Consider the following 20,220-nt stretch of genomic DNA (forward strand, 5'->3'; position numbering starts at 1 on the left):
CTCCTTAATTATAATTCTTTAACTAGTAAAAACATTTATTATATCCTCTATATTTTTTGATTCTAAAATTTTATTTAAAACTTCTTTATCTTTAGTCTTTTTATTTATTATTGGAAAAAGCTTTTTTTCTATTTCTAACTTTGGATTAATACAACATAAAATTACCAACTTAACCTTCTTTGTTTTCCACCTTAAAGGCTTTTTTAGTGTAACTATAGCGCCTATATTTTCCCCTGATTTAATACAGTGAGGTAATGCTACTACTTCATTTATAATAGTTTCGGATAATTCTTCCCTATTTAAAATATCATTAGCTTCATTTTCTGTTATATATTCTCCTTTAACCATTTCTGATAAAACAGAGTCAAAAAGTTCTTTCTTTGATTCATACTCTTTATTTAAAAATAATAACTCATTAGGTATTTTTCTAAAAAAGTGCTTAGCAACACTAAATTTATCAATATAATTTTTAATATTTAATATATCCTTTTCCTCAAGGTCATAATTAATTTTCAAAATAGGAATGTCCAAATCTTTATTATTTAAATCAATAGTAGAAATAATTAAATCGTATTCATTCTTTTGAATATTATCTATCATATATGTTGGTATAGTATCAACTATACTAATATTACTTATTTTCTCTTCAAGCTTAGACTTTACCAGTTGAGAAAACCCAATTCCATTTTTACATATAATACATATCCTAGATATATGCCCTCTATTTCTTTCAATAGAAGCCGCAAAATGCAACGCGATATATACAATATCATCCTCACTTAGAGTGATATCGTATTCATATTTTAGAATTTTATTACATATCAATGCACAATTATAAGATTCAATATATTTAGATTTTATTAAATCAATCATTGGATTATAGATACTACTACCAACACAATATCTTCCCAAAGACGAATTTAAATGAGCTGCTAACCCATTAATCAACTGAATATCATTTCTGAAATCTAATTTTATTACATTAAATACTTCTTCCAAAAACTTGTTTACAAGTTCTAATAAATTTTTATCTTTTAAAATTAATTTGTTACTTGCTAATGAAAGACTATCATCTACATATGTATTACCAATTATAAATGAAATATAGATAATTTCATCTATGGGTAATTCAATCTTAATTGTCTTCTCGATGATTTTTGCAATTTCCTTAGCTGAATTAATAGTATTTACATTTACTGTTATTTTTTCTTTTTCATCCAAACTAATAATATTTCTATTATTTACTCTCATTGCAATTACTGCCGTATATCTTTGTATTAAATTGATATAATTATCATGCTTGCATATACCATTCTTTATAATAACCTTAATTATTTCATCCTTTATTTTCATATATCTTGCTAAGCTTATTAAATTCTCTAATTCTAATGTATCTATATTTTTTAATATAACCTCTTCTAAGTATGTTGCCAAAAATTTCCTCTTATTTGTTTCTTGACCTTCTACGTAATACCCGTAATATGGTTTATTAGAAAGCTTTAAATGATAAATCTCCAATAACTTCTTAACTTCACAAATATCCTTACTAACAGTAGACCTACTTAAAAAAAGCTTATCTCCTATTTTTTCAGTTGTAGTGTGTTCCTCAATTACCAATATAACTGCCATTAAGATTATTCTCGTTTTATTTGAAGTATTTATTTCACTTAAGTTATTTTTACAATTAGCTTCTATATCCCTATTAAACTTATCATAATCTTTTACTAATAACTTATATCCTTTGTTTGAACTTATGATTTCGAAAAAATTATCTTTATTATTTGATATCAAAGCTTTTAACTCTCTTTTAATAGTACGACTACTTACCCCAACAACACTAGCTATTTGGTTACTGCTAACAGCTTCCTCATGTTGAGTATATAAATATTTTATTATTTTCAAAACCTTTTCTTCTATCATTAGTACTCCCCCTAATACTTTAATTTAATTATAATACTATAGATAATTTTCCTCTATACAATTTTTTTCATTTTCATAGTGACAACTTTTTATCATCTGAGTCTATTAATATAAACTTTTAACTAAAATATATTGTATTTTAATTCTCATTGTTTCTTTCTACTCTAAAGCTATGTCTATATTTATCTACTTAATTAACCTTTTAAAGACTAAACATATTTAATCCCAATTATTCATAACTAAAAATTAACTGTTTGATAGCTGTTTAAAATTAGCCGGTAGGCTGGTATATATAACTTCATCCAATAAGTGGAGCAAAAAAGTATATGAAAAAAGCCTCAAATTTGTTATTGTTTTATGTGCAACCAAAAAACAAAAAACAAAGGAGAGACTTCTTTCTATGAATAATTTATGTGAAAAATCTATAAATTTCAATAAAAAAATCAAAATTAATTTTGATAATAGATTAACTAAAAACACAATGAAACAACTTCAAAAAATCAATGAAATACTGATGGATAAAATTTATTTTATTGAACCAATTGAAAATATTGTATTTGATCTTCATTCTACGAATTTACAAACATATGGACAGCAACATGGTTCTTCATTTAATTATCACTATAGCTCTACAGGTTATCATCCACTACTTATGTTTGATGGATTAACAGGTGATTTAATAAAAGCGGAGCTACGCTCAGGAAATGTTTATATATCAAGACAGGTAGTAATATTTATTGGATCCGTTTTAAAAAGATACTTAAAAAATATTCATGGGTAACAAGATGTATACGTGCAGATAGCGGATTTGTAGTTCCAGGATTATATGAAATTGCGGAGCAACTGGAAACACTATATGCTATCAGATTAAAAACTAATGCTACTTTATATAAATTAGCTTCAGAGCTTGCTAGCAAACTAGAAGAAAATTGCACAGAAAATATATAGATGTGTATCTCCAATTAAAATAATATAACTTTTCATACTACTATTTATTGCAAAAGGTAAAACCACGACATTAATGTCGTGGTTTTTTAATGGTGGAGGCGAGGGGAGTCGAACCCCTGTCCGAAAGTAGTCTCACCACGGCATCTCCGAGCGCAGTCAGTAATTTAACATTCCCTCCATGAAACTCCTACTGACAGGATTCTCATTTTAGTAGCTTCATAAATTCCGTTCCATCCTCAAAGCTTTGGATGGCTCGGTTCCCCACTAGTTGGCGCCCTATCCCGAGTCGTGGGACTCTCAGGTAGAACGAGCAGCTATATTAGGCTGCTAATGCAAAATTGTCTTCTGCGTTTACATTTAGTTCCCAGTTTTTTAACGCGGGTCCAGGAAGCCCTCGGCTCGCTTCCGCAGCACAACATACCCCCGTCGAAAGCCAAATACGCCCCCATGTATATAGTTAATAATTACATGGAATGTATTAGCAACAACATTGATACATTATGTCGTAAGCTCTCCACTATTTAATTTTTATTACTTACTATTTATTTTCCCTTAGTGCATAATCAATTTTACTACACATATTCTCTTTTGTAAAGTGGGATATTTAGTATCTACTTCTTTCTTTTAACTGTCTGTCAATATCTCTTTTTGCAGCTTTTTCTGCTATGGAATGTCTCTTATCGTAATTATGTTTACCTCTTGCTACTCCTAAAGCAACCTTAACTCTACCTTTTTTTAAGTATAGAGATAGTGGAACTAAAGTATATCCTTTTTGAGCTGTATATCCTAATAAAGTATCTATTTCTTTTTTATGAAGGAGTAATTTTCGCTCTCTTAAAGGATCTTTATTAAATATATTTCCTTGTTCATAAGGACTTACATGCATGTTGCACAAAAATACTTCTCCATTTTTAACTTGGGCATAGCTATCTTTTAGATTGGCTTTTCCTGCTCTTATAGATTTAACTTCTGTACCTACAAGTGCCATACCTGCTTCAAAAACTTCATCTATAAAATAATCATGTCTAGCTTTTCTATTTTGTGCAAGAGTATTATCGCCTTTTTTATTTTTACTCATATAAACACCTACTTTATAGTACTCAATTGTAGTATTATATTATACATTATAAAACTAATTAAGTCAATAATATGAAAATTAGAGGTTTAACACCTCTAACTCTTTAGTATAACTTAAGTTTATTTTAATTCAATTAAATCCATTAAGTCCAATTTCTCTTTTTCAAAATCAAATTGTTTTTCATTAAAAAGTCTTAAACATGCCTCTACAACATCAACATCATAAAAAATACCTTTATTATTACTTATTTCTTCTAATGCTAGCTTTCCATCCAAAGCTGGTCTGTATGGTCTATGAGAAGACATAGCTTCAACTACATCAGCTACAGCTATAATTTTCGCTTCTAGTAAAATTTCATTATCCATTAATCCATAAGGATATCCTGCTCCATTTATCCTTTCGTGATGTTGAAGTACTATAGTATCAATTGGCCATGGGAATTTTATTTTATTTAGTATATCATAACCAACTTGTGGGTGAGACTTGATAATGTTAAATTCTACGTCATTTAATTTACCTGGCTTACTAAGAAATTCAGAAGGAACATATATTTTACCAATATCATGAAGAATTCCTGCTATATAAATACTATTCAATTTTTCTTTTGGAAGTCCTAATTCCTTCGCTATATTGTATGCAAGATATCCTACCCGTTGTTGATGATTAACAGTATATGGATCTCTTATATTCATTATTTGTAATACAACATTGATACTACTATTAAAACTTTTCTTTAAAAGTTCAATGTTTTCATTAAGTTTTTCTTCTATAATTTTTCGTTCTTCAGTTCTTTTTTTAACTTCTTTTTCTATCTTATCATAATTATTTAGTAAATTTTCTTCTCTTCTTTTCAATTTATTAATATCTGTCCCTATAGATTGAAGTTCTATAACTTTATCATTACGGTCAAAAAACGCAGTATCTGTCCATCTTTGCCAGTTTTCTTCTCCATTTGAATCTATTACTCTATATTCATAAGTTATCGAATTATTTTCAACACTAAAAGAATCTAGTTTTTCTAAAATCTTTTGATGATCTTTCTTTGGGACTAATTTCAAAAATTTACTTCCAATTAATTCATCATATTTTAAATTAAAACAATCACAATAAGCTTTATTAACAAAAGTTAGTGTGGTATCAGGTAAGAACCTACAGATTAAATTACTTTGATTTTCTACAATAAGGCTATATTTCTTTTCATCAATTTTAAATAGTTCTTCATTCCATTTATTTTTAGTAACATCTTCTATTTTGCAAATATTATACTTAACATTATTACTTTGTTCTTTCATAATATGTTGTTTGTCCTTTCCTCGTTTGTTATGTGTTGGACCTTAAATTTTATTAAATATAATTAATATTCATAAAATATATTTTCTATTATGTACTTATTTATAATTATACACTTATTCCTAATATATTTCTATATTTTAAACCAGCAGCATTAAATACCTCTTTTTAAAAGACCCTTTGTAAAACAAAAGTTCTTTAAACTTAAAATAATAAGGTTAAAGAACTTTTTCTCTCTTTATAATATTAAATTTTCATCCAATCTTTAAATACAGGTTGATATCCTACTTCTAACAATCCTTCTCTTACCTCATCAACACTTCTACCATCTACTATATCAAATTGAGGATCATTATTTTCTTCTGAAGTATGTCCCCCTACTTCTGTAGATACTCCTGCTGATATTTTATTAACACCTAATGGTATTAAATTATTTTTGAATTCTGCACTTTCTCTTGTAGTCATTGTAATTCCTAAACGAGGTAAAAATACTCTACATGCCAATATCATTTGAACTATATTTCTATCATTTACATCATGTATATCTGTAAAACTTCCTGCATGAGATCTTATTCTAGGAAGTGCAACTGCTACATCAATATCAAAATATTTATCTTGAAGATATTTAGCATGAAGTCCTACATAGAAAAATTCTTTTCTCCAATCATCTAATCCTAAAAGAGCACCTATACATACACTTCTCATTTTAGCTTTACAAACTCTTTCCGGAGCATCTAATCTAAACATATAATTCTTTTTAGGACCTGCAATATGTACTTTATCATATATTTCTTCATTATAAGTCTCTTGAAACATAGCAAAACCGTCTACTCCAGCTTCAGAAAGTTGATTATATTCCTCTTGCTTAAGAGCATATACCTCTATGGATATAGAATCAAAATATTTTTTTAATATTTTAACTGCATCAATCATATAAGAAACTGGTGTTTCTTTTCTTGATGATCCCGTTAAAATAAGAATATGTCTTAATCCTGTGTCATGAATTCTTTTAGCTTCTTCTTCTATTTCTTCCATTGTAAGTTTTTTTCTTTTTATATGATTCGTATAATTAAAACCACAATAAGCACATTTATTCACACAATAATTTGCTAAATACATTGGTGTAAATAGCAATACAGCTTTTCCAAAATTATTCAATGTCAATTGATGAGCCTTTTCAGCTATTTCTTCAAAATAATTTTCTGCAGCAGGAGACAACAACGTTAAAAAATCATACACATCTAATTTATGCTTATTTATAACTCTCAGAACATCTTCTCCAGTTACATTTTCCCAAAAATTTTCAAAATCAAATTCTTTATATTTTAAATATTCATCGTAAAAACTCATTTTTATGCCTCTCCTTCATTTAAAAATCCTGTTAAAGGTGAAGATGCATTAGCATGTTTTCTTACATCTCCTGTTTTTGCAACATAAGCCATCCTTCCTGCTTTTACTGCAAAATTAAAAGCTTCTGCCATTTTAATAGGATCTCCTGCCGTAGCTATCGCTGTATTTACTAAAACCGCTGATGCTCCCATTTCCATAGCCTCAGCAGCTTCGGATGGTTTACCTATACCTGCATCTACAACTATAGGAAGTTCTATCTCATCAATTAAAATTTGAACCATTTCTTTAGTTCTTATACCTCTATTAGTTCCAATAGGCGCTCCCAAAGGCATAACTGCTGCTGCACCAGCCTCTACTAATCTTTTAGCATCCATTAAATCTGGGTTCATATACGGTAAAACAATAAATCCTTCTTTAGCTAAAATTTCTGTTGCTTTAATTGTTTCCTTATTATCTGGAAGTAAATATTTATTATCTGATATAACTTCAATTTTAATCCAGTTTCCACAACCACTTGCTTTAGCTAATCTTGCAATTCTAACAGCTTCTTCAGCATTTCTAGCTCCAGAAGTATTTGGAAGAAGGATTCTATCTTTAGGTATATAATCTAAAACATTTTCTTCTTTAGAAGTTATATCCACTCTTCTTAACGCCATAGTTATTACTTGTGATTCTGATTTTTCTATAACCTCTGTAAGCATTTTTTTATCTGGGAACTTACCCGTTCCAGTAAACAATCTATTTTTAAATTCTACTCCACCAATTTTTAAGTTGTCCATAATCCACACTCCTATATATTTTTTTCACCCATTATTAGTCTTAAAACAGTGTTAGCTTGATGATTTGCTGCAATAGCAACTCTTGGTGCCATCAACCCACATCCCGGTTTAGCTTCATAAGTTTCATCTCCAATTAAATAAAAGTTATCATTGATTTTTTTAGTTTTTATAGTATTATTAGAAAAATACCCAGCCATTCCTGACGCAGCAACTATAATTTTATTTCTTTTTTTACTGAATATTGTATTAACTAATACAGCTTTAGCCTCTGGATTATCAAAAGCTTCAACTATAATATCAACCTCTTTAAAAACACTTAATGCATTTTCTTCTGTAATATATTCATTTTTAATTTCTACTTCTACAAAAGGATTAATCTCTAAAATAAGTTCCTTCATTGCCTCTACTTTCGTCATACCTAAATGTTTTATTAAATATTGCTGTCTATTTAAGTTACTAGGCTCAACTATATCAAAATCTACTAATACAAGTTTACCTATTCCTAGTCTTGCAAGAGACACTGCTGCATTTGAACCAAGTCCTCCTAAGCCTGCAATTCCTACGCAAGCTTTTTTAACTTTTTCATGTACCTTTGGAGTATGACGTGAAACTAAAAGATGCTCTAATTCTCCTTTAGTTGGGGTTTTACCTTTTTCTATTAAAATTATTTTATCTTTTTCTTTTAGAATAAAATCTTCTTTTATAATAAATCCATTTAAAATTACTACATCTGCATCTTTCTTAAAAATATCTCTAACTTCATAAGCAGTAATATTATCTTCTACGGTTAAATGTTTTTCATTTACAAATATATTCATGCAATCAGCCCCCACCTACAAAGCTTATAATCTCAACCTTATCTGCTTCATTAAGTACAAATTCATTATATTTTTCCTTTGTAACTATTTCTAAGTTAGTTTCTACAACCACCTTGTCCAAATTTAAATCAAGCTTTTTAAGAAGTTCTTCTATAGTTACTCTTTCATCAAAATTCATCTCTTCACCATTAACTACCATACTTTTCACCCCTCCTCTTATGTGTATAAATATATTTATATACTTTGAATTTATTGTATAATTCAAAATATTCTGATTATATTTGATGCTGTTTTACCCAAAAACTAAGCTTATTTTATTTTTTAATTCTGTTTTAAATTGTTGATTTCTTAAAACATAGCCTATTTTTCAATAACTTTGTAGCTATATATGGATCTTCAGCTGCCATAATATAAGACATAACTGCAACTCCACTAGCACCAGTTGAAAGAACCTGCCATACATTTTTTTCATTGATGCCACCTAAAGCTATTACGGGTATACTTACATTTGATGTGATAGATTTAATAAACTCCACTCCTCTTGGTCTTAATCCTTTTTTACAATTTGTTTCATATACGTGCCCTGTTAGTATATAATCAGCTCCATTTTTTTCTGCTAATACTGCTTCTTCTAAACTATGTACTGATACCCCTAACAAACCATCAAATTTATATTTTTGTTCCATAAATTTTTCAAATCCTATATGAAATCCCTGAGCTTTTATTTTTCTTGCTAACTCAATATTTCCATTAACAATTAGTTTTACATTTTCACCTGATGTTATCTCTTTAATTTTCTTTGCAATTGGCAGCAATTCTTTAAAAGACAAGTCTTTTTCTCTAAGAATAATAGTATCTACGCCACCATCAACAGCTTTCTGTACAACACTACATAAATCACCAGATTTTACAATATTTCTATTAGTTATAAGATATAACACTTTTTATCATCACCATTCTCTCCCTTATTTCTATTAAAATATTTTACAAAAACAAAAGCTTACCCGAAGGTAAGCTTTTTATATAAACATCTAAAATCTACTCTAATAAAAATTAAAGTATTGCTTTGCTTTTCCTACGATAATACTAATTATTTCAGGTTCAAAGGATTCCGACATAAATCGATCTCAGCCATTTGGCACTCCCAGCATCTTTTATTTATTAACTTTTACATGTATATTATAACTTATTATACTATATTTGTAAAGCTTATAAAAACAACTTGTTATTCATTACAGTAATTGAAATTCTTCAAATTCATTCTCTTGTTTCTCTTTTTCAAGCTCATCTAGTTCCAAATTGGGATAGTCAGTATTTTCTTCTTCTATGTTCTGTTTTATAACATCAAAATAAATCTCATGTGCATCCATGTCAACTTTAGATACCTTTATTTTAATTTCATCACCTAATCTATACTGATTCTTTGTTTTCTCTCCTATTAAGCATAGATGCTGTTCATCATATACATAATAGTCATCAGCCAAAGTACTCATATGAACTAATCCTTCTACTGTATTTGGAAGTTCAACAAACATTCCAAAGTTGGTAACTGATGAAATTATTCCACTATACTCTTCACCTATTCTTTCACTCATGTATTCAGCTTTCTTTAAATCATCAACTTCTCTTTCAGCCTCTACTGCAAGTCTTTCCATATCAGAGGATTGAACTGAAGCATATTCCACAGCTTTATCAAGCTGCTTTATTCTTTGTTCATCTATGGTACCCTCTAAAGATTGCTTAATTATTCTATGAATAATTAAATCTGGATATCTTCTTATTGGTGAAGTAAAATGACAGTAGTATCTTGCTGCAAGACCAAAATGCCCAACACATTGTGGTGCATATCTAGCTTGTTGCAGCGATCTAAGAAGTAATGTATTTACTACAGTTTCTTCTTTCTTTCCTCTAACTTTTTCAACGATATCTTGAAGAGCCTTTGGATGAACCTCTTGACCCATCTTTACAAAGTATCCTAAATTATATGCAAACTCTCTAAATCTTTGAAGCTTTTCTTCATTTGGATCTTCATGAATTCTATACACAAAAGGTAATTTAGTCCAATACATATGTTCAGCTATTGTCTCATTACAAACTAGCATAAATTCTTCAATAATTCTATTAGCAATAGCACGCTCATATGGTTTTATATCAATTGGTTTTCCATTATAATCTAGAATTATCTTACATTCTTCAAAATCAAAATCAATTGCTCCTCTGTTCAATCTCTTCTTATATAGAATTCCACATAATTCTTCCATAAACTTAAATTCTTCATATAAATACTTATATTTCTCTATAAGCTCTGAATCTCCATCTCTTAATATCTTTGTAACATCAGTATATGTCATTCTTTCATTAGTTTTTATTACACTCTTTGTTATTCTATAATCTACAACTTTTCCCTCTTTATTTATTTCCATGAAGCAAGTCATTGCAAGTCTATCTACTCTAGGATTTAAGCTGCATATTCCATTAGACAATTCCTTAGGAAGCATAGGTATAACTCTATCAATTAAATAAACTGATGTAGCTCTCTTTAAGGCTTCTCTATCAAGAGGATTTTTTTCTCTTACATAGTGAGATACATCTGCAATGTGTACTCCTAAATAATAATTTCCATTCTCAAGCTTTTGTATAGATACAGCATCATCTAAATCTTTAGCATCTGCTCCATCTATAGTTACCATCTTTAAATCTCTTAAATCTTCTCTTCTTGCATACTCTTCTTCTCTAATTTCATTAGGTATTTTTTCAGCAAATTTTTGCACCTTTGGTGGAAACTCTTCTGGAAGCTTAAACTTCTTAATTATAGTTAAAATATCAATTCCTTTTTCACCTTTTTGACCTAATATTTGCTTAACTCTACCTTCTGGATTTCTTCTTTTTTCTGGCCACTCAGTTATCTCTACTATAACTATATCTCCAGTTTTGGCACCATTCTTATCACCCTTTGGAATAAATATATCATGATTTATTCTTTTATCCTCAGCAATTACGAAACCAAAATTCTTACTGTTTTCATATACACCTATTATAGTTTTATTGGCTCTTTCGAGAATTCTTATAATTTCTCCTTCACATTTTTTACCATTTTTATCTTCTTTAATAACTCTAGCTACTACTCTATCGCCATTCATAGCACCGTTCATATATGAAGATGTTATAAATATATCTGGTCTATCAGTATCAGGTATAACAAATCCAAAGCCTTTTTGATGTCCTTGAAGTTTTCCTGTAATAAGTCCCATTTTTTCTGGTATTCCATAATGATTTGTACGAGTCTTTATTATTTGTCCATCCTTTTCCATATCGTTAAATAAATCCTTAAAATCATTCATATCACGCTTTGATATTCCAAATACTCTAGCTAATTCTTGTATGTCCATAGGCTTATATGCCTGTTCTCTCATAAAATTCAAAATAATTTCTCTTATATTCATTTATTTCCCTCCAATCTTCCTATTTTATCTAAAACAAACTTCCTTTATTTATTTTCTACTAATTTGATGCATAATATTCAAAAATTTATTTTATAGGCAACAATAATATATATTACAATAGTATAGTAAAAGAGAATACCAGTCAAACGTTTCTACATATAAGAATGTTGAGAAGCAATATTCAATAACCAGTAACCAGTAACAAATAGCCAGAAAGAAAAATAAAAAGAGCAAGAATATAGAGAATATCTATGTTCTTACTCTTTCTTTTATCTAAGTTTAGGTTTTACCTTAGCAAAACTTTCTTCACTACTAATTACTGGCATCTCGCTACTGATTACTAAAATAAAATTACTTAACAATTTTATTTTACAGTGTTTTTATTTAAAAAGATTTAATAAAATTCCTCCATGACTTGCTATTACTCCGGCAAATACCAAAGATACAATTGTCATAAGCTTAATTAATATATTCATTGCAGGTCCTGAAGTATCTTTAAATGGATCTCCTACTGTGTCACCAACAACTGCTGCTTTATGAGCATCACTACCTTTTCCTCCATGTACTCCACCTTCAATATACTTCTTAGCATTATCCCAAGCTCCACCTGCGTTAGCCATTAATATTGCCATAAGTACTCCTGATGAAACGGCACCAGCAATCAATCCGCCAAGTGCTTCTGTTCCAAGAAGCATACCTATTGCTAAAGGTACAACTATTGCAAGTATTCCTGGAAGAACCATCTCTTTTAGTGCTGCTGCTGTTGAAATATCAACACATTTTTTATAATCCGGCTTAGCCTTCCCCTCCATTATTCCTGGAATATTTTTAAATTGACGACGAACTTCTTCAATCATCTCATTAGCTGCTTTTCCAACTGATTCCATAGTTAAAGAACCGAATAAGAATGGAAGCATAGCTCCTAATAATAACCCTACAAGAGTAACAGGTGTTAATAAGTTAATAGCACTTAATTCTGTTTTTTGTGCATAAGAAGCAAATAAAGCTAAAGCTGTAAGTGCTGCGGAACCTATAGCAAATCCTTTTCCTATAGCCGCTGTTGTGTTACCTACTGAATCAAGCTTATCAGTAATATCTCTAACGCTTGAAGGAAGTTCTGACATCTCAGCAATTCCTCCTGCGTTATCAGCAATAGGTCCATATGCATCAACAGCAACTGTAAGTCCAGTAGTAGAAAGCATTCCTACAGCTGCAAGAGATATTCCATATAAGCCCATTGAAATATCACTAGCTCCTCCCATAATATAGAAAGAAAACAACACACCAACCGCTATAAATATTATAGGCATCATAGTAGAATACATTCCTACAGCAAGCCCTGATATTATAGTAGTTGCTGGCCCTGTTTCTGATTGTTTAGCTATTTTTTTTACATACTTATATTCATCAGCAGTATATATTTCTGTAACTTTACCTATTAATGTACCAACAACTAATCCAGCAAGTATTGCCCCAAACGCCTTATAATCTCCAAAAACTTTATTACTAAGTATAAATGCACCTATTATAACAAGTATACCTCCAATGTATGTTCCAGTATTAAGTGCTTTTTGAGGATTTTCTCCTTTGCTTTTTCTTGCAAAAAGAATTCCTATAATTGATGCTATTATACCAATTGAAGCTAACGTTAAAGGAAACATTATTTTGGTTTGATCATTGGTAAATAAAAAATATCCCAAAGTTAAAGCTGAAATTATTGATCCTACATATGATTCAAATAAATCTGCTCCCATACCAGCAACATCACCAACATTATCACCAACATTATCTGCTATAACTGCTGGATTTCTTGGGTCATCTTCTGGTATTCCTGCTTCAACTTTACCAACAAGGTCTGCTCCTACATCTGCGGCTTTAGTATATATTCCTCCACCTACACGAGCAAACAATGCTATAGAACTTGCTCCAAGTCCAAATCCAGTTATGAAATTAACATCATTACCAAAAGCTAAATAAAATACAGTAAGTCCTAAAATTCCTAGCCCAACTACTGATAGTCCCATTACCGCTCCACCTGAAAAAGCTATTTTTAGAGCTTTGCTCTGGCCATGTCTTGCGGCTTCTGCAGTTCTAACATTAGCTTTTGTAGCTACTCTCATTCCAAAATATCCTGCAAAAATAGAAAATATTGCTCCAAAGACAAAGCATACTGCAGTTTGAAAACTTATTGCTAATACTATTACAATTGCTACAACAATTATAAAGATTGCTAAATATTTGTATTCTGTAATTAAAAAGGCCATAGCTCCTTCATGAATGTACCCTGCAATCTCTTTCATCCTATCGTTTCCTGAACTTTCTTTAGTAATTTCATTACTAAAAACAAATGCAAAAAGTAAAGCTAAAATTCCACATATAATTGGCAAATATGTATTCACTTTCTTCTCCTCCTTTTTTCTTTATATTCGCCTTCCCTTGATGCTAAAATTCTTTGGTATTTTTGGTAACAAATATTAATTTGGATTAACTTTATACTTATTATACATCATTAATTTTACATTTTCCATAATTTTATACTTATTTGTAAATTTTATACATAATTTTACTCTTTATAGTTAATATTTTTCATAATAAAAAAATAAAACATATAGACCTCAACTAGGTTTATATGCTTTATTTTTAATTGATACTGCTATATAAAGTTATATTTTACATTATTTTAATAAATTTAAAACTATTGTAACTGCAGCAAATATTATAGATAAAATTACAGTTGACTTAGCTAAAACACTTTCATATGTTTTTGTTTTATTTTTAGAAAAAAATGTTTCATTTCCTGAAGATACTAAATTAAATCCATCAGTTTTACCAGGTTGTTTTAAAACAGTAATAATTAATGCTATTGCAACAATTACCTGTACAGCTATTAAAAATGTATGCATTACATACACCTCCCACTTCTTCAGCATATTTATATTAAATAGCTTAATTTACATTATCACTAAATATTTTATCACACTAAAAAAGAAAAAACAATAAAATAAAATTGCTTAATTTGTTAGATACTCTTTAAAATTGAGTATATTAAAAGATAGAGTCACAACACCAAGTTTGTGACTCTATCTAAATTTATTTATAATTTTAACATGGGCAAAATTTACTATTTATATTATTTTTTTATGTTATAGAAAGCGTTAAGTCCTCTATATTCTCCCATATCTCCTAGCTCTTCTTCAATTCTTAATAATTGGTTGTATTTAGCAACTCTTTCACTTCTTGAAGGAGCTCCAGTCTTGATTTGTCCTGCATTTACAGCAACAACTAAGTCAGCTATTGTAGTATCTTCAGTTTCTCCTGATCTATGAGATACAACTGCAGTGTATCCAGCTCTTTCAGCCATTTCTATAGCATTTAATGTTTCAGTTAATGTTCCGATTTGGTTAAGTTTTATAAGAATTGAGTTTGCAGTATTTCTTTCAATTCCCATTTCAAGTCTCTTAGTGTTAGTTACGAATAAATCGTCTCCTACTAATTGGATTTTTCCACCAAGTTTTTCAGTCATAATTTTCCAACCATCCCAATCTTCTTCAGCCATACCATCTTCGATTGAGATTATTGGGTATTTTTCTACTAAACTAGCATAGAAATCAACCATTTCTGCTGGAGTTAAAGTTTTACCTTCTCCTGTTAATTCGTACATGTTAGTTTCTGTGTTGAAGAATTCAGATGAAGCTGGGTCTAAAGCTATGAAAAGGTCTTTTCCTGGTTCATAACCAGCTGCTTTTATAGCTTCGATTATAACTTGGATAGCTTCTTCGTTGCTGTTTAAGTTTGGAGCGAATCCACCTTCATCACCTACACCAGTAGCTAATCCTTTGTTATTTAATATTCCTTTTAATGTATGGAATACTTCTGAACACATTCTTAAAGCTTGAGAGAAAGTTTCTGCTCCTGCTGGCATTATCATGAATTCTTGAAGGTCAACGTTGTTATCAGCGTGTGATCCACCATTTAATATGTTCATCATAGGTACTGGTAAAACTTTTCCATTTACTCCACCTATATATTGATATAATGACATTCCTAAGAATTTAGCAGCTGCTTGTGCACATGCAAGAGAAACACCTAGCATAGCATTTGCACCTAATTTTCCTTTGTTTTCAGTACCATCAAGTGCTATCATAGCTTTATCTATAGCTACTTGGTCAAGTACGTTCATTCCTACTAATTCATCAGCAATAGTTGTGTTTACATTTTCAACTGCTTTTAAAACACCTTTTCCTTTGTATACTTCTTTATCTCCATCTCTTAATTCTACTGCTTCGAAAATACCAGTTGATGCTCCTGATGGAACTGCTGCTCTTGCTACTGTACCATCTTCTAATTCAACTTCAACTTCTACAGTTGGGTTAGATCTTGAATCTAAAATTTGTCTAGCATAAACGTCTATAATTTCTACATATTGTTTCATTAATATCTCCTCCTAAAATTAAATAAAAGATTAATTTATTTATGTATACAGCAAATACTAAAACTTAATTTTATTATCTACTGTTACCTACATTTTTATTAAATAAGACTTTTACCAGTCATTTCTGATGGTATTTCTTCTTCCATAGCAGTAAGCATTGTTGGTGCTATATCTGCAAGGATTCCACCTTTTCTTAATTCTTTACCTTCTGCTTCTTTAGATACATAAACAAATGGTACAAGATTTGTTGTATGAGCTGTCATAGGATTACCATTAGAATAATCTATCATTTGCTCACAGTTACCATGGTCTGCTGTAATAAATACTGTACCGTTTTTCTCTAGTATTTTATCCACAACTTTGCCTAAACATTCATCAACTGTTTCAACTGCTTTAACAGCTGCATCTACAACTCCTGTATGTCCTACCATATCAGGGTTTGCATAGTTAAGTATAATTACATCATATTCATCAGTATCTAATCTATTTAATAATTCTTCAGTTACTTCATAAGCACTCATTTCAGGTTTCAAATCATAAGTTGCAACCTTTGGTGAAGGTATTAATGCTCTGTCTTCATCCGGATTAGCTTTTTCAACTCCTCCATTAAAGAAGAAAGTTACGTGAGCATATTTTTCTGTTTCTGCAATTCTTAATTGTTTTTTACCTAACTTACTTATATATTCTCCTAAAGTATTAAGATATGCTTCCGGTTTGAAAGCAACTTCTACATTTTCAATAGTCTTATCATACTCAGTCATAGTAACAAAAGTTAAATCTAAATTGTTTCTTTTGAAACCATCAAATACTTTATCATTTAATGATCTTGTTAATTCTCTTGCTCTATCCGGCCTAAAGTTAAAGAATATAACTGAATCTCCATTTTTGATAATATCTATAGATTTATCACCTTTAGTTATAACTGTTGGAAGAACAAACTCATCTGTTTTATTATCATGATAAGAGCGTTCTATAGCTTCTTTTGCACTACTTGCGTATTCGCCTTTACCTAAAGCTAAAGCATTATATGCAAGTTCTACTCTTTCCCATCTATTATCTCTATCCATAGCATAATATCTTCCTGAAACAGTAGCTATAGCGCCTACTCCTATTTCACTCATGTAATCTTCTATTTCTTCTACATATTTTATTGCTGATGAAGGTGGAGTATCTCTACCATCTAGGAAAGCATGTACATATACTTTTTCTAATCCCTTTTCCTTAGCAAACAGTAATAACCCTTTTAAATGGTCAATATGAGAATGTACTCCTCCATCAGATAATAATCCTAATAAATGAAGAGAAGAATTATTCTTAATTGCATTATCTACAGCTTTTACTAAAGCTTCATTTTCAAAGAAATCTCTATCTTCAATAGATTTTGTTATTCTTGTAAGTGCTTGGTACACTACTCTTCCTGCACCTATATTCAAATGTCCAACCTCTGAATTACCCATTTGACCGTCTGGAAGTCCTACTGCTAAACCACTAGCTCCTATTTCTGTATGAGGATACTTATTCCATAAGCTATTAAAGTTAGGATGTTTAGCTATTCTAACAGCATTTCCATCTTCATAATTTGATATACCAAATCCGTCTAAAATCATAAGCATTACAGGATTTTTAGCCATTCTTCTCACCTCCAGTAAAATCAGTTTGCAGTTTAGAATTTACAGCTTAAAGTTAATTATATTTTACTTAAGCAAAATCTCCTTAACTGTTCACTGTAAACTAAACCTTAAACTTTCTTTTGTTTATTTATCGTAATTTACTATTGCAGCGAAATCTTCTGCTTTTAGTGAAGCTCCACCTATTAATCCTCCATCGATATCAGGTTTTGCCATTTGTTCTTTTATTGTAGCTGGTTTAACTGAACCACCGTATTGTATTCTCATCTTTTCAGCTGTTTCTTTTCCAAACATTTCTGCAACAACGCTTCTTACATAAGCTATTGTTTCATTTGCTTGATCAGCAGTAGCTGTTTTACCTGTTCCTATAGCCCATATTGGTTCATATGCTATAACAGTTTTTTCAACTTGTTCTGCAGTTAATCCTGCTAAATCAAGTTTAATTTGTTTTCCTAATACTTCTTCTGTTATATTTCCTTCTCTTTCTTCAAGAGTTTCTCCTATACAAAGTATTGGAATTAAATTATGTTCGAAAGCTTTTTTCATTTTCTTATTTAATGCTTCATCAGTTTCAGCAAAATATGTTCTTCTTTCACTGTGTCCTAAAACAGCATATTGTACTCCCATTTCCTCAAGCATAGCTGGTGCAGTTTCTCCAGTAAACGCTCCGCTTTCTTCAAAGTGCATGTTTTGAGCTCCAACCTTTATGTTTGTTCCTTCAGTAGCTTTTACTACTGCATCTAGACATATAGTTGATGGACAAACTACTACATCACAGTTTGCATCCTTAACTAATGGCTTTAATTCTTCAACTAATTTTACTGCTTGTGAAACAGTATTGTTCATTTTCCAGTTTCCTGCTATAATTGCTTTTCTCATTTAAAACACCCCGCTCTTTTTTAGTTGGAAGTTGAAAGTAGATAATGGAGAGCTATTTTTACATTACTCTCAACTATCTTTATCCAACTTTCCATTTATATATTATTATTATTTATTGATGGTTAACATCAGTTTGTTAACATTATTTATCACTTAATGCTACTATTCCTGGTAATTCTTTTCCTTCTAAGAATTCAAGTGAAGCTCCTCCACCTGTTGAAATATGAGTCATTTTATCTCCAAATCCTAATTGGTTAACAGCAGCAGCACTATCTCCACCACCAATTATTGTTGTAGCATCAGCTTCAGCCATAGCTTCAGCAACAGCTATAGTTCCTTTTGCAAAGTTTGCAAATTCAAATACTCCCATTGGTCCATTCCATACAACCGTTTTTGCACCTTTTACAGCATCTGCATAAAGTGTTGAAGTTTTAGGTCCTATATCTAATCCCATATATCCTTCTGGTATATTTTGATCTTCAGTTACAACTGGTTCAGTTTCTGCTGAGAATTCAGCTCCAACTACATTATCTACAGGAAGTAAGAACTTAACTCCTTTAGCTTCAGCTTTTTCCATCATTTCTTTAGCATATTCAACTCTATCTTCTTCTACAAGTGATTTTCCAATTGTGTATCCTTGAGCTTTTAAGAATGTGTAAGCCATTCCTCCACCTATAATTAATGTATCTACTTTTTCAAGTAAATTGTTTATAACATTAATTTTATCAGAAACTTTAGCTCCTCCAAGAATTGCAACAAATGGTTTTACTGGAGTTTCAACAGCATCTCCTAAGAATTGTAATTCTTTTTGAATCAAATATCCACATGCTGCTTCTTCAACAAACTCAGTTACTCCAACAGTTGAACAATGAGCTCTGTGAGCAGTTCCAAAGGCATCATTTACAAATATATCTGCAAGTGAAGCTAATTCTTTTGAAAAATTTTCTTCATTTTTAGTTTCTTCTTTTCTGTATCTAGTATTTTGAAGTAAAACAACATCTCCATCTTTCATATTAGCTACAGCATTTTTAGCATTTTCTCCAACTACATTATCGTCAGCTGCAAATACAACTTCACATTCTAACATTTCTGAAAGTCTTTTTGCAACTGGTGCAAGTGATAATTCAGGTTTTGCTTCTCCTTTTGGTTTTCCAAGGTGTGAGCAAAGTATTACTTTTGCACCATTTTCCATAAGATATTTAATAGTTGGCATAGCTCCTACTAATCTATTTTCATCAGTAATTACTCCGTCTTTTAGTGGAACATTGAAGTCGCATCTTACTAGTACTTTTCTGCCTTTAACATTGATATCCTCTACAGTTTTCTTGTTCAATTTCATAATAATATCTCCTCTCATTTTTCTGGAAAAATATTTAAATTTATAAAATTTGCAAATTACTTATTAAAAATTAGTTATGAAAACATACCATATGTACTAAATCTTCATAATTATTATTCTACACTTTTTTTATAATATTTATTATTTATATTAAATATTTAGGTCTTTTTATGTCCCACCTTATTCATTAATGTCCCACTTCCATTATAATGTAAAGTAGATAATTTTAAAATAGTATTTGTAAAAAAATTTAAAAGAAGTTTAGGAAAATATATTTCATACTTAATCCCTAAACTTCTTTTGTTAAACTTATTTT

16 protein-coding genes, 1 other RNA gene and 1 riboswitch are annotated in these 20,220 nt (G+C 30.0%); of the genes, 1 reads left to right on the forward strand and 16 read right to left on the reverse strand.

From position 1 onward, the window contains the following. Positions 1 to 18: 18 nt before the first annotated feature. A complete protein-coding gene (locus tag OXH55_RS10575) occupies positions 19 to 1,920 on the reverse strand; it encodes a BglG family transcription antiterminator (RefSeq protein WP_268049908.1) in 1,902 nt (633 codons plus the stop codon). Between the two features lie 400 nt (positions 1,921 to 2,320). Here OXH55_RS10575 and OXH55_RS10580 point away from each other — a divergent pair, with 400 nt between their 5' ends. Beyond that, on the forward strand, positions 2,321 to 2,701 hold the full coding sequence (locus OXH55_RS10580) for a transposase (protein WP_268049909.1): 381 nt from the start codon (positions 2,321 to 2,323) through the stop codon (positions 2,699 to 2,701). A 257-nt stretch (positions 2,702 to 2,958) separates the two neighbouring features. On the opposite strand, the gene ssrA is transcribed toward OXH55_RS10580, so the two are convergent. From ssrA to OXH55_RS10655, 15 genes are all read right to left on the reverse strand, one after another. After that, positions 2,959 to 3,315, reverse strand: a transfer-messenger RNA (tmRNA) gene (gene ssrA / locus OXH55_RS10585). 157 nt (positions 3,316 to 3,472) lie between these two features. Then, positions 3,473 to 3,946: an SsrA-binding protein SmpB gene (smpB, locus tag OXH55_RS10590; RefSeq protein ID WP_268049911.1), complete on the reverse strand. Its 474-nt coding sequence runs from the start codon at positions 3,944 to 3,946 to the stop codon at positions 3,473 to 3,475. Positions 3,947 to 4,065: 119 nt separating this feature from the next. Continuing rightward, positions 4,066 to 5,238 carry an HD domain-containing phosphohydrolase gene (locus tag OXH55_RS10595; RefSeq protein ID WP_268049913.1) on the reverse strand — a complete coding sequence of 391 codons (1,173 nt, stop codon included), beginning with the start codon at positions 5,236 to 5,238 and terminating at the stop codon, positions 4,066 to 4,068. Between the two features lie 244 nt (positions 5,239 to 5,482). Beyond that, a complete protein-coding gene (thiH, locus tag OXH55_RS10600; RefSeq protein ID WP_268049914.1) occupies positions 5,483 to 6,586 on the reverse strand; it encodes a 2-iminoacetate synthase ThiH in 1,104 nt (367 codons plus the stop codon). A 2-nt stretch (positions 6,587 to 6,588) separates the two neighbouring features. Continuing rightward, positions 6,589 to 7,365: a thiazole synthase gene (locus tag OXH55_RS10605; protein WP_272509029.1), complete on the reverse strand. Its 777-nt coding sequence runs from the start codon at positions 7,363 to 7,365 to the stop codon at positions 6,589 to 6,591. An 11-nt stretch (positions 7,366 to 7,376) separates the two neighbouring features. After that, positions 7,377 to 8,183: a sulfur carrier protein ThiS adenylyltransferase ThiF gene (thiF, locus tag OXH55_RS10610; protein ID WP_268049916.1), complete on the reverse strand. Its 807-nt coding sequence runs from the start codon at positions 8,181 to 8,183 to the stop codon at positions 7,377 to 7,379. Between the two features lie 4 nt (positions 8,184 to 8,187). After that, positions 8,188 to 8,382 (reverse strand): sulfur carrier protein ThiS, encoded by a 195-nt coding sequence (gene thiS, locus OXH55_RS10615; RefSeq protein WP_268049917.1) that lies wholly within the window; start codon positions 8,380 to 8,382, stop codon positions 8,188 to 8,190. A gap of 133 nt (positions 8,383 to 8,515) precedes the next feature. Beyond that, positions 8,516 to 9,124 (reverse strand): thiamine phosphate synthase, encoded by a 609-nt coding sequence (gene thiE, locus OXH55_RS10620; RefSeq protein WP_268049918.1) that lies wholly within the window; start codon positions 9,122 to 9,124, stop codon positions 8,516 to 8,518. Between the two features lie 113 nt (positions 9,125 to 9,237). Beyond that, positions 9,238 to 9,339, reverse strand: a riboswitch (TPP riboswitch). A 76-nt stretch (positions 9,340 to 9,415) separates the two neighbouring features. Continuing rightward, on the reverse strand, positions 9,416 to 11,626 hold the full coding sequence (gene rnr / locus OXH55_RS10625; RefSeq protein WP_268049919.1) for a ribonuclease R: 2,211 nt from the start codon (positions 11,624 to 11,626) through the stop codon (positions 9,416 to 9,418). A 380-nt stretch (positions 11,627 to 12,006) separates the two neighbouring features. Next, the gene (locus tag OXH55_RS10630) at positions 12,007 to 14,025 is read right to left on the reverse strand and encodes a sodium-translocating pyrophosphatase (protein WP_268049921.1); all 2,019 of its coding nucleotides are present in this window, start codon (positions 14,023 to 14,025) and stop codon (positions 12,007 to 12,009) included. A gap of 276 nt (positions 14,026 to 14,301) precedes the next feature. Further along, entirely contained in the window at positions 14,302 to 14,529 is a 228-nt protein-coding gene (gene secG / locus OXH55_RS10635; RefSeq protein WP_268049922.1) for a preprotein translocase subunit SecG, read from the reverse strand. 227 nt (positions 14,530 to 14,756) lie between these two features. Next, positions 14,757 to 16,058 (reverse strand): phosphopyruvate hydratase, encoded by a 1,302-nt coding sequence (gene eno / locus OXH55_RS10640; RefSeq protein WP_268049923.1) that lies wholly within the window; start codon positions 16,056 to 16,058, stop codon positions 14,757 to 14,759. A 98-nt stretch (positions 16,059 to 16,156) separates the two neighbouring features. Next, the gene (gene gpmI, locus OXH55_RS10645) at positions 16,157 to 17,689 is read right to left on the reverse strand and encodes a 2,3-bisphosphoglycerate-independent phosphoglycerate mutase (RefSeq protein ID WP_268049925.1); all 1,533 of its coding nucleotides are present in this window, start codon (positions 17,687 to 17,689) and stop codon (positions 16,157 to 16,159) included. Between the two features lie 123 nt (positions 17,690 to 17,812). After that, positions 17,813 to 18,565 (reverse strand): triose-phosphate isomerase, encoded by a 753-nt coding sequence (tpiA, locus tag OXH55_RS10650; protein ID WP_268049926.1) that lies wholly within the window; start codon positions 18,563 to 18,565, stop codon positions 17,813 to 17,815. Between the two features lie 142 nt (positions 18,566 to 18,707). Next, a complete protein-coding gene (locus tag OXH55_RS10655) occupies positions 18,708 to 19,904 on the reverse strand; it encodes a phosphoglycerate kinase (protein WP_268049927.1) in 1,197 nt (398 codons plus the stop codon). Between the last annotated feature and the right edge of the window lie 316 nt (positions 19,905 to 20,220).

The organism is Clostridium ganghwense, from assembly GCF_026735165.1.
GTDB classification, from domain to species: domain Bacteria; phylum Bacillota; class Clostridia; order Clostridiales; family Clostridiaceae; genus Clostridium_H; species Clostridium_H ganghwense.

What these genes read in the sequence shown, in the direction of transcription:
- OXH55_RS10580 (WP_268049909.1), top strand. Translation starts at nt 2,321, where the DNA reads ATGAATAATTTATGTGAAAAATCTATAAATTTCAATAAAAAAATCAAA.
- OXH55_RS10595 (WP_268049913.1), bottom strand. Translation starts at nt 5,238, where the DNA reads ATGAAAGAACAAAGTAATAATGTTAAGTATAATATTTGCAAAATAGAA.
- OXH55_RS10605 (WP_272509029.1), bottom strand. Translation starts at nt 7,365, where the DNA reads ATGGACAACTTAAAAATTGGTGGAGTAGAATTTAAAAATAGATTGTTT.
- thiF (WP_268049916.1), bottom strand. Translation starts at nt 8,183, where the DNA reads ATGAATATATTTGTAAATGAAAAACATTTAACCGTAGAAGATAATATT.
- OXH55_RS10575 (WP_268049908.1), bottom strand. Translation starts at nt 1,920, where the DNA reads ATGATAGAAGAAAAGGTTTTGAAAATAATAAAATATTTATATACTCAA.
- tpiA (WP_268049926.1), bottom strand. Translation starts at nt 18,565, where the DNA reads ATGAGAAAAGCAATTATAGCAGGAAACTGGAAAATGAACAATACTGTT.
- OXH55_RS10655 (WP_268049927.1), bottom strand. Translation starts at nt 19,904, where the DNA reads ATGAAATTGAACAAGAAAACTGTAGAGGATATCAATGTTAAAGGCAGA.
- smpB (WP_268049911.1), bottom strand. Translation starts at nt 3,946, where the DNA reads ATGAGTAAAAATAAAAAAGGCGATAATACTCTTGCACAAAATAGAAAA.
- thiS (WP_268049917.1), bottom strand. Translation starts at nt 8,382, where the DNA reads ATGGTAGTTAATGGTGAAGAGATGAATTTTGATGAAAGAGTAACTATA.
- gpmI (WP_268049925.1), bottom strand. Translation starts at nt 17,689, where the DNA reads ATGGCTAAAAATCCTGTAATGCTTATGATTTTAGACGGATTTGGTATA.
- rnr (WP_268049919.1), bottom strand. Translation starts at nt 11,626, where the DNA reads ATGAATATAAGAGAAATTATTTTGAATTTTATGAGAGAACAGGCATAT.
- eno (WP_268049923.1), bottom strand. Translation starts at nt 16,058, where the DNA reads ATGAAACAATATGTAGAAATTATAGACGTTTATGCTAGACAAATTTTA.
- secG (WP_268049922.1), bottom strand. Translation starts at nt 14,529, where the DNA reads ATGCATACATTTTTAATAGCTGTACAGGTAATTGTTGCAATAGCATTA.
- thiH (WP_268049914.1), bottom strand. Translation starts at nt 6,586, where the DNA reads ATGAGTTTTTACGATGAATATTTAAAATATAAAGAATTTGATTTTGAA.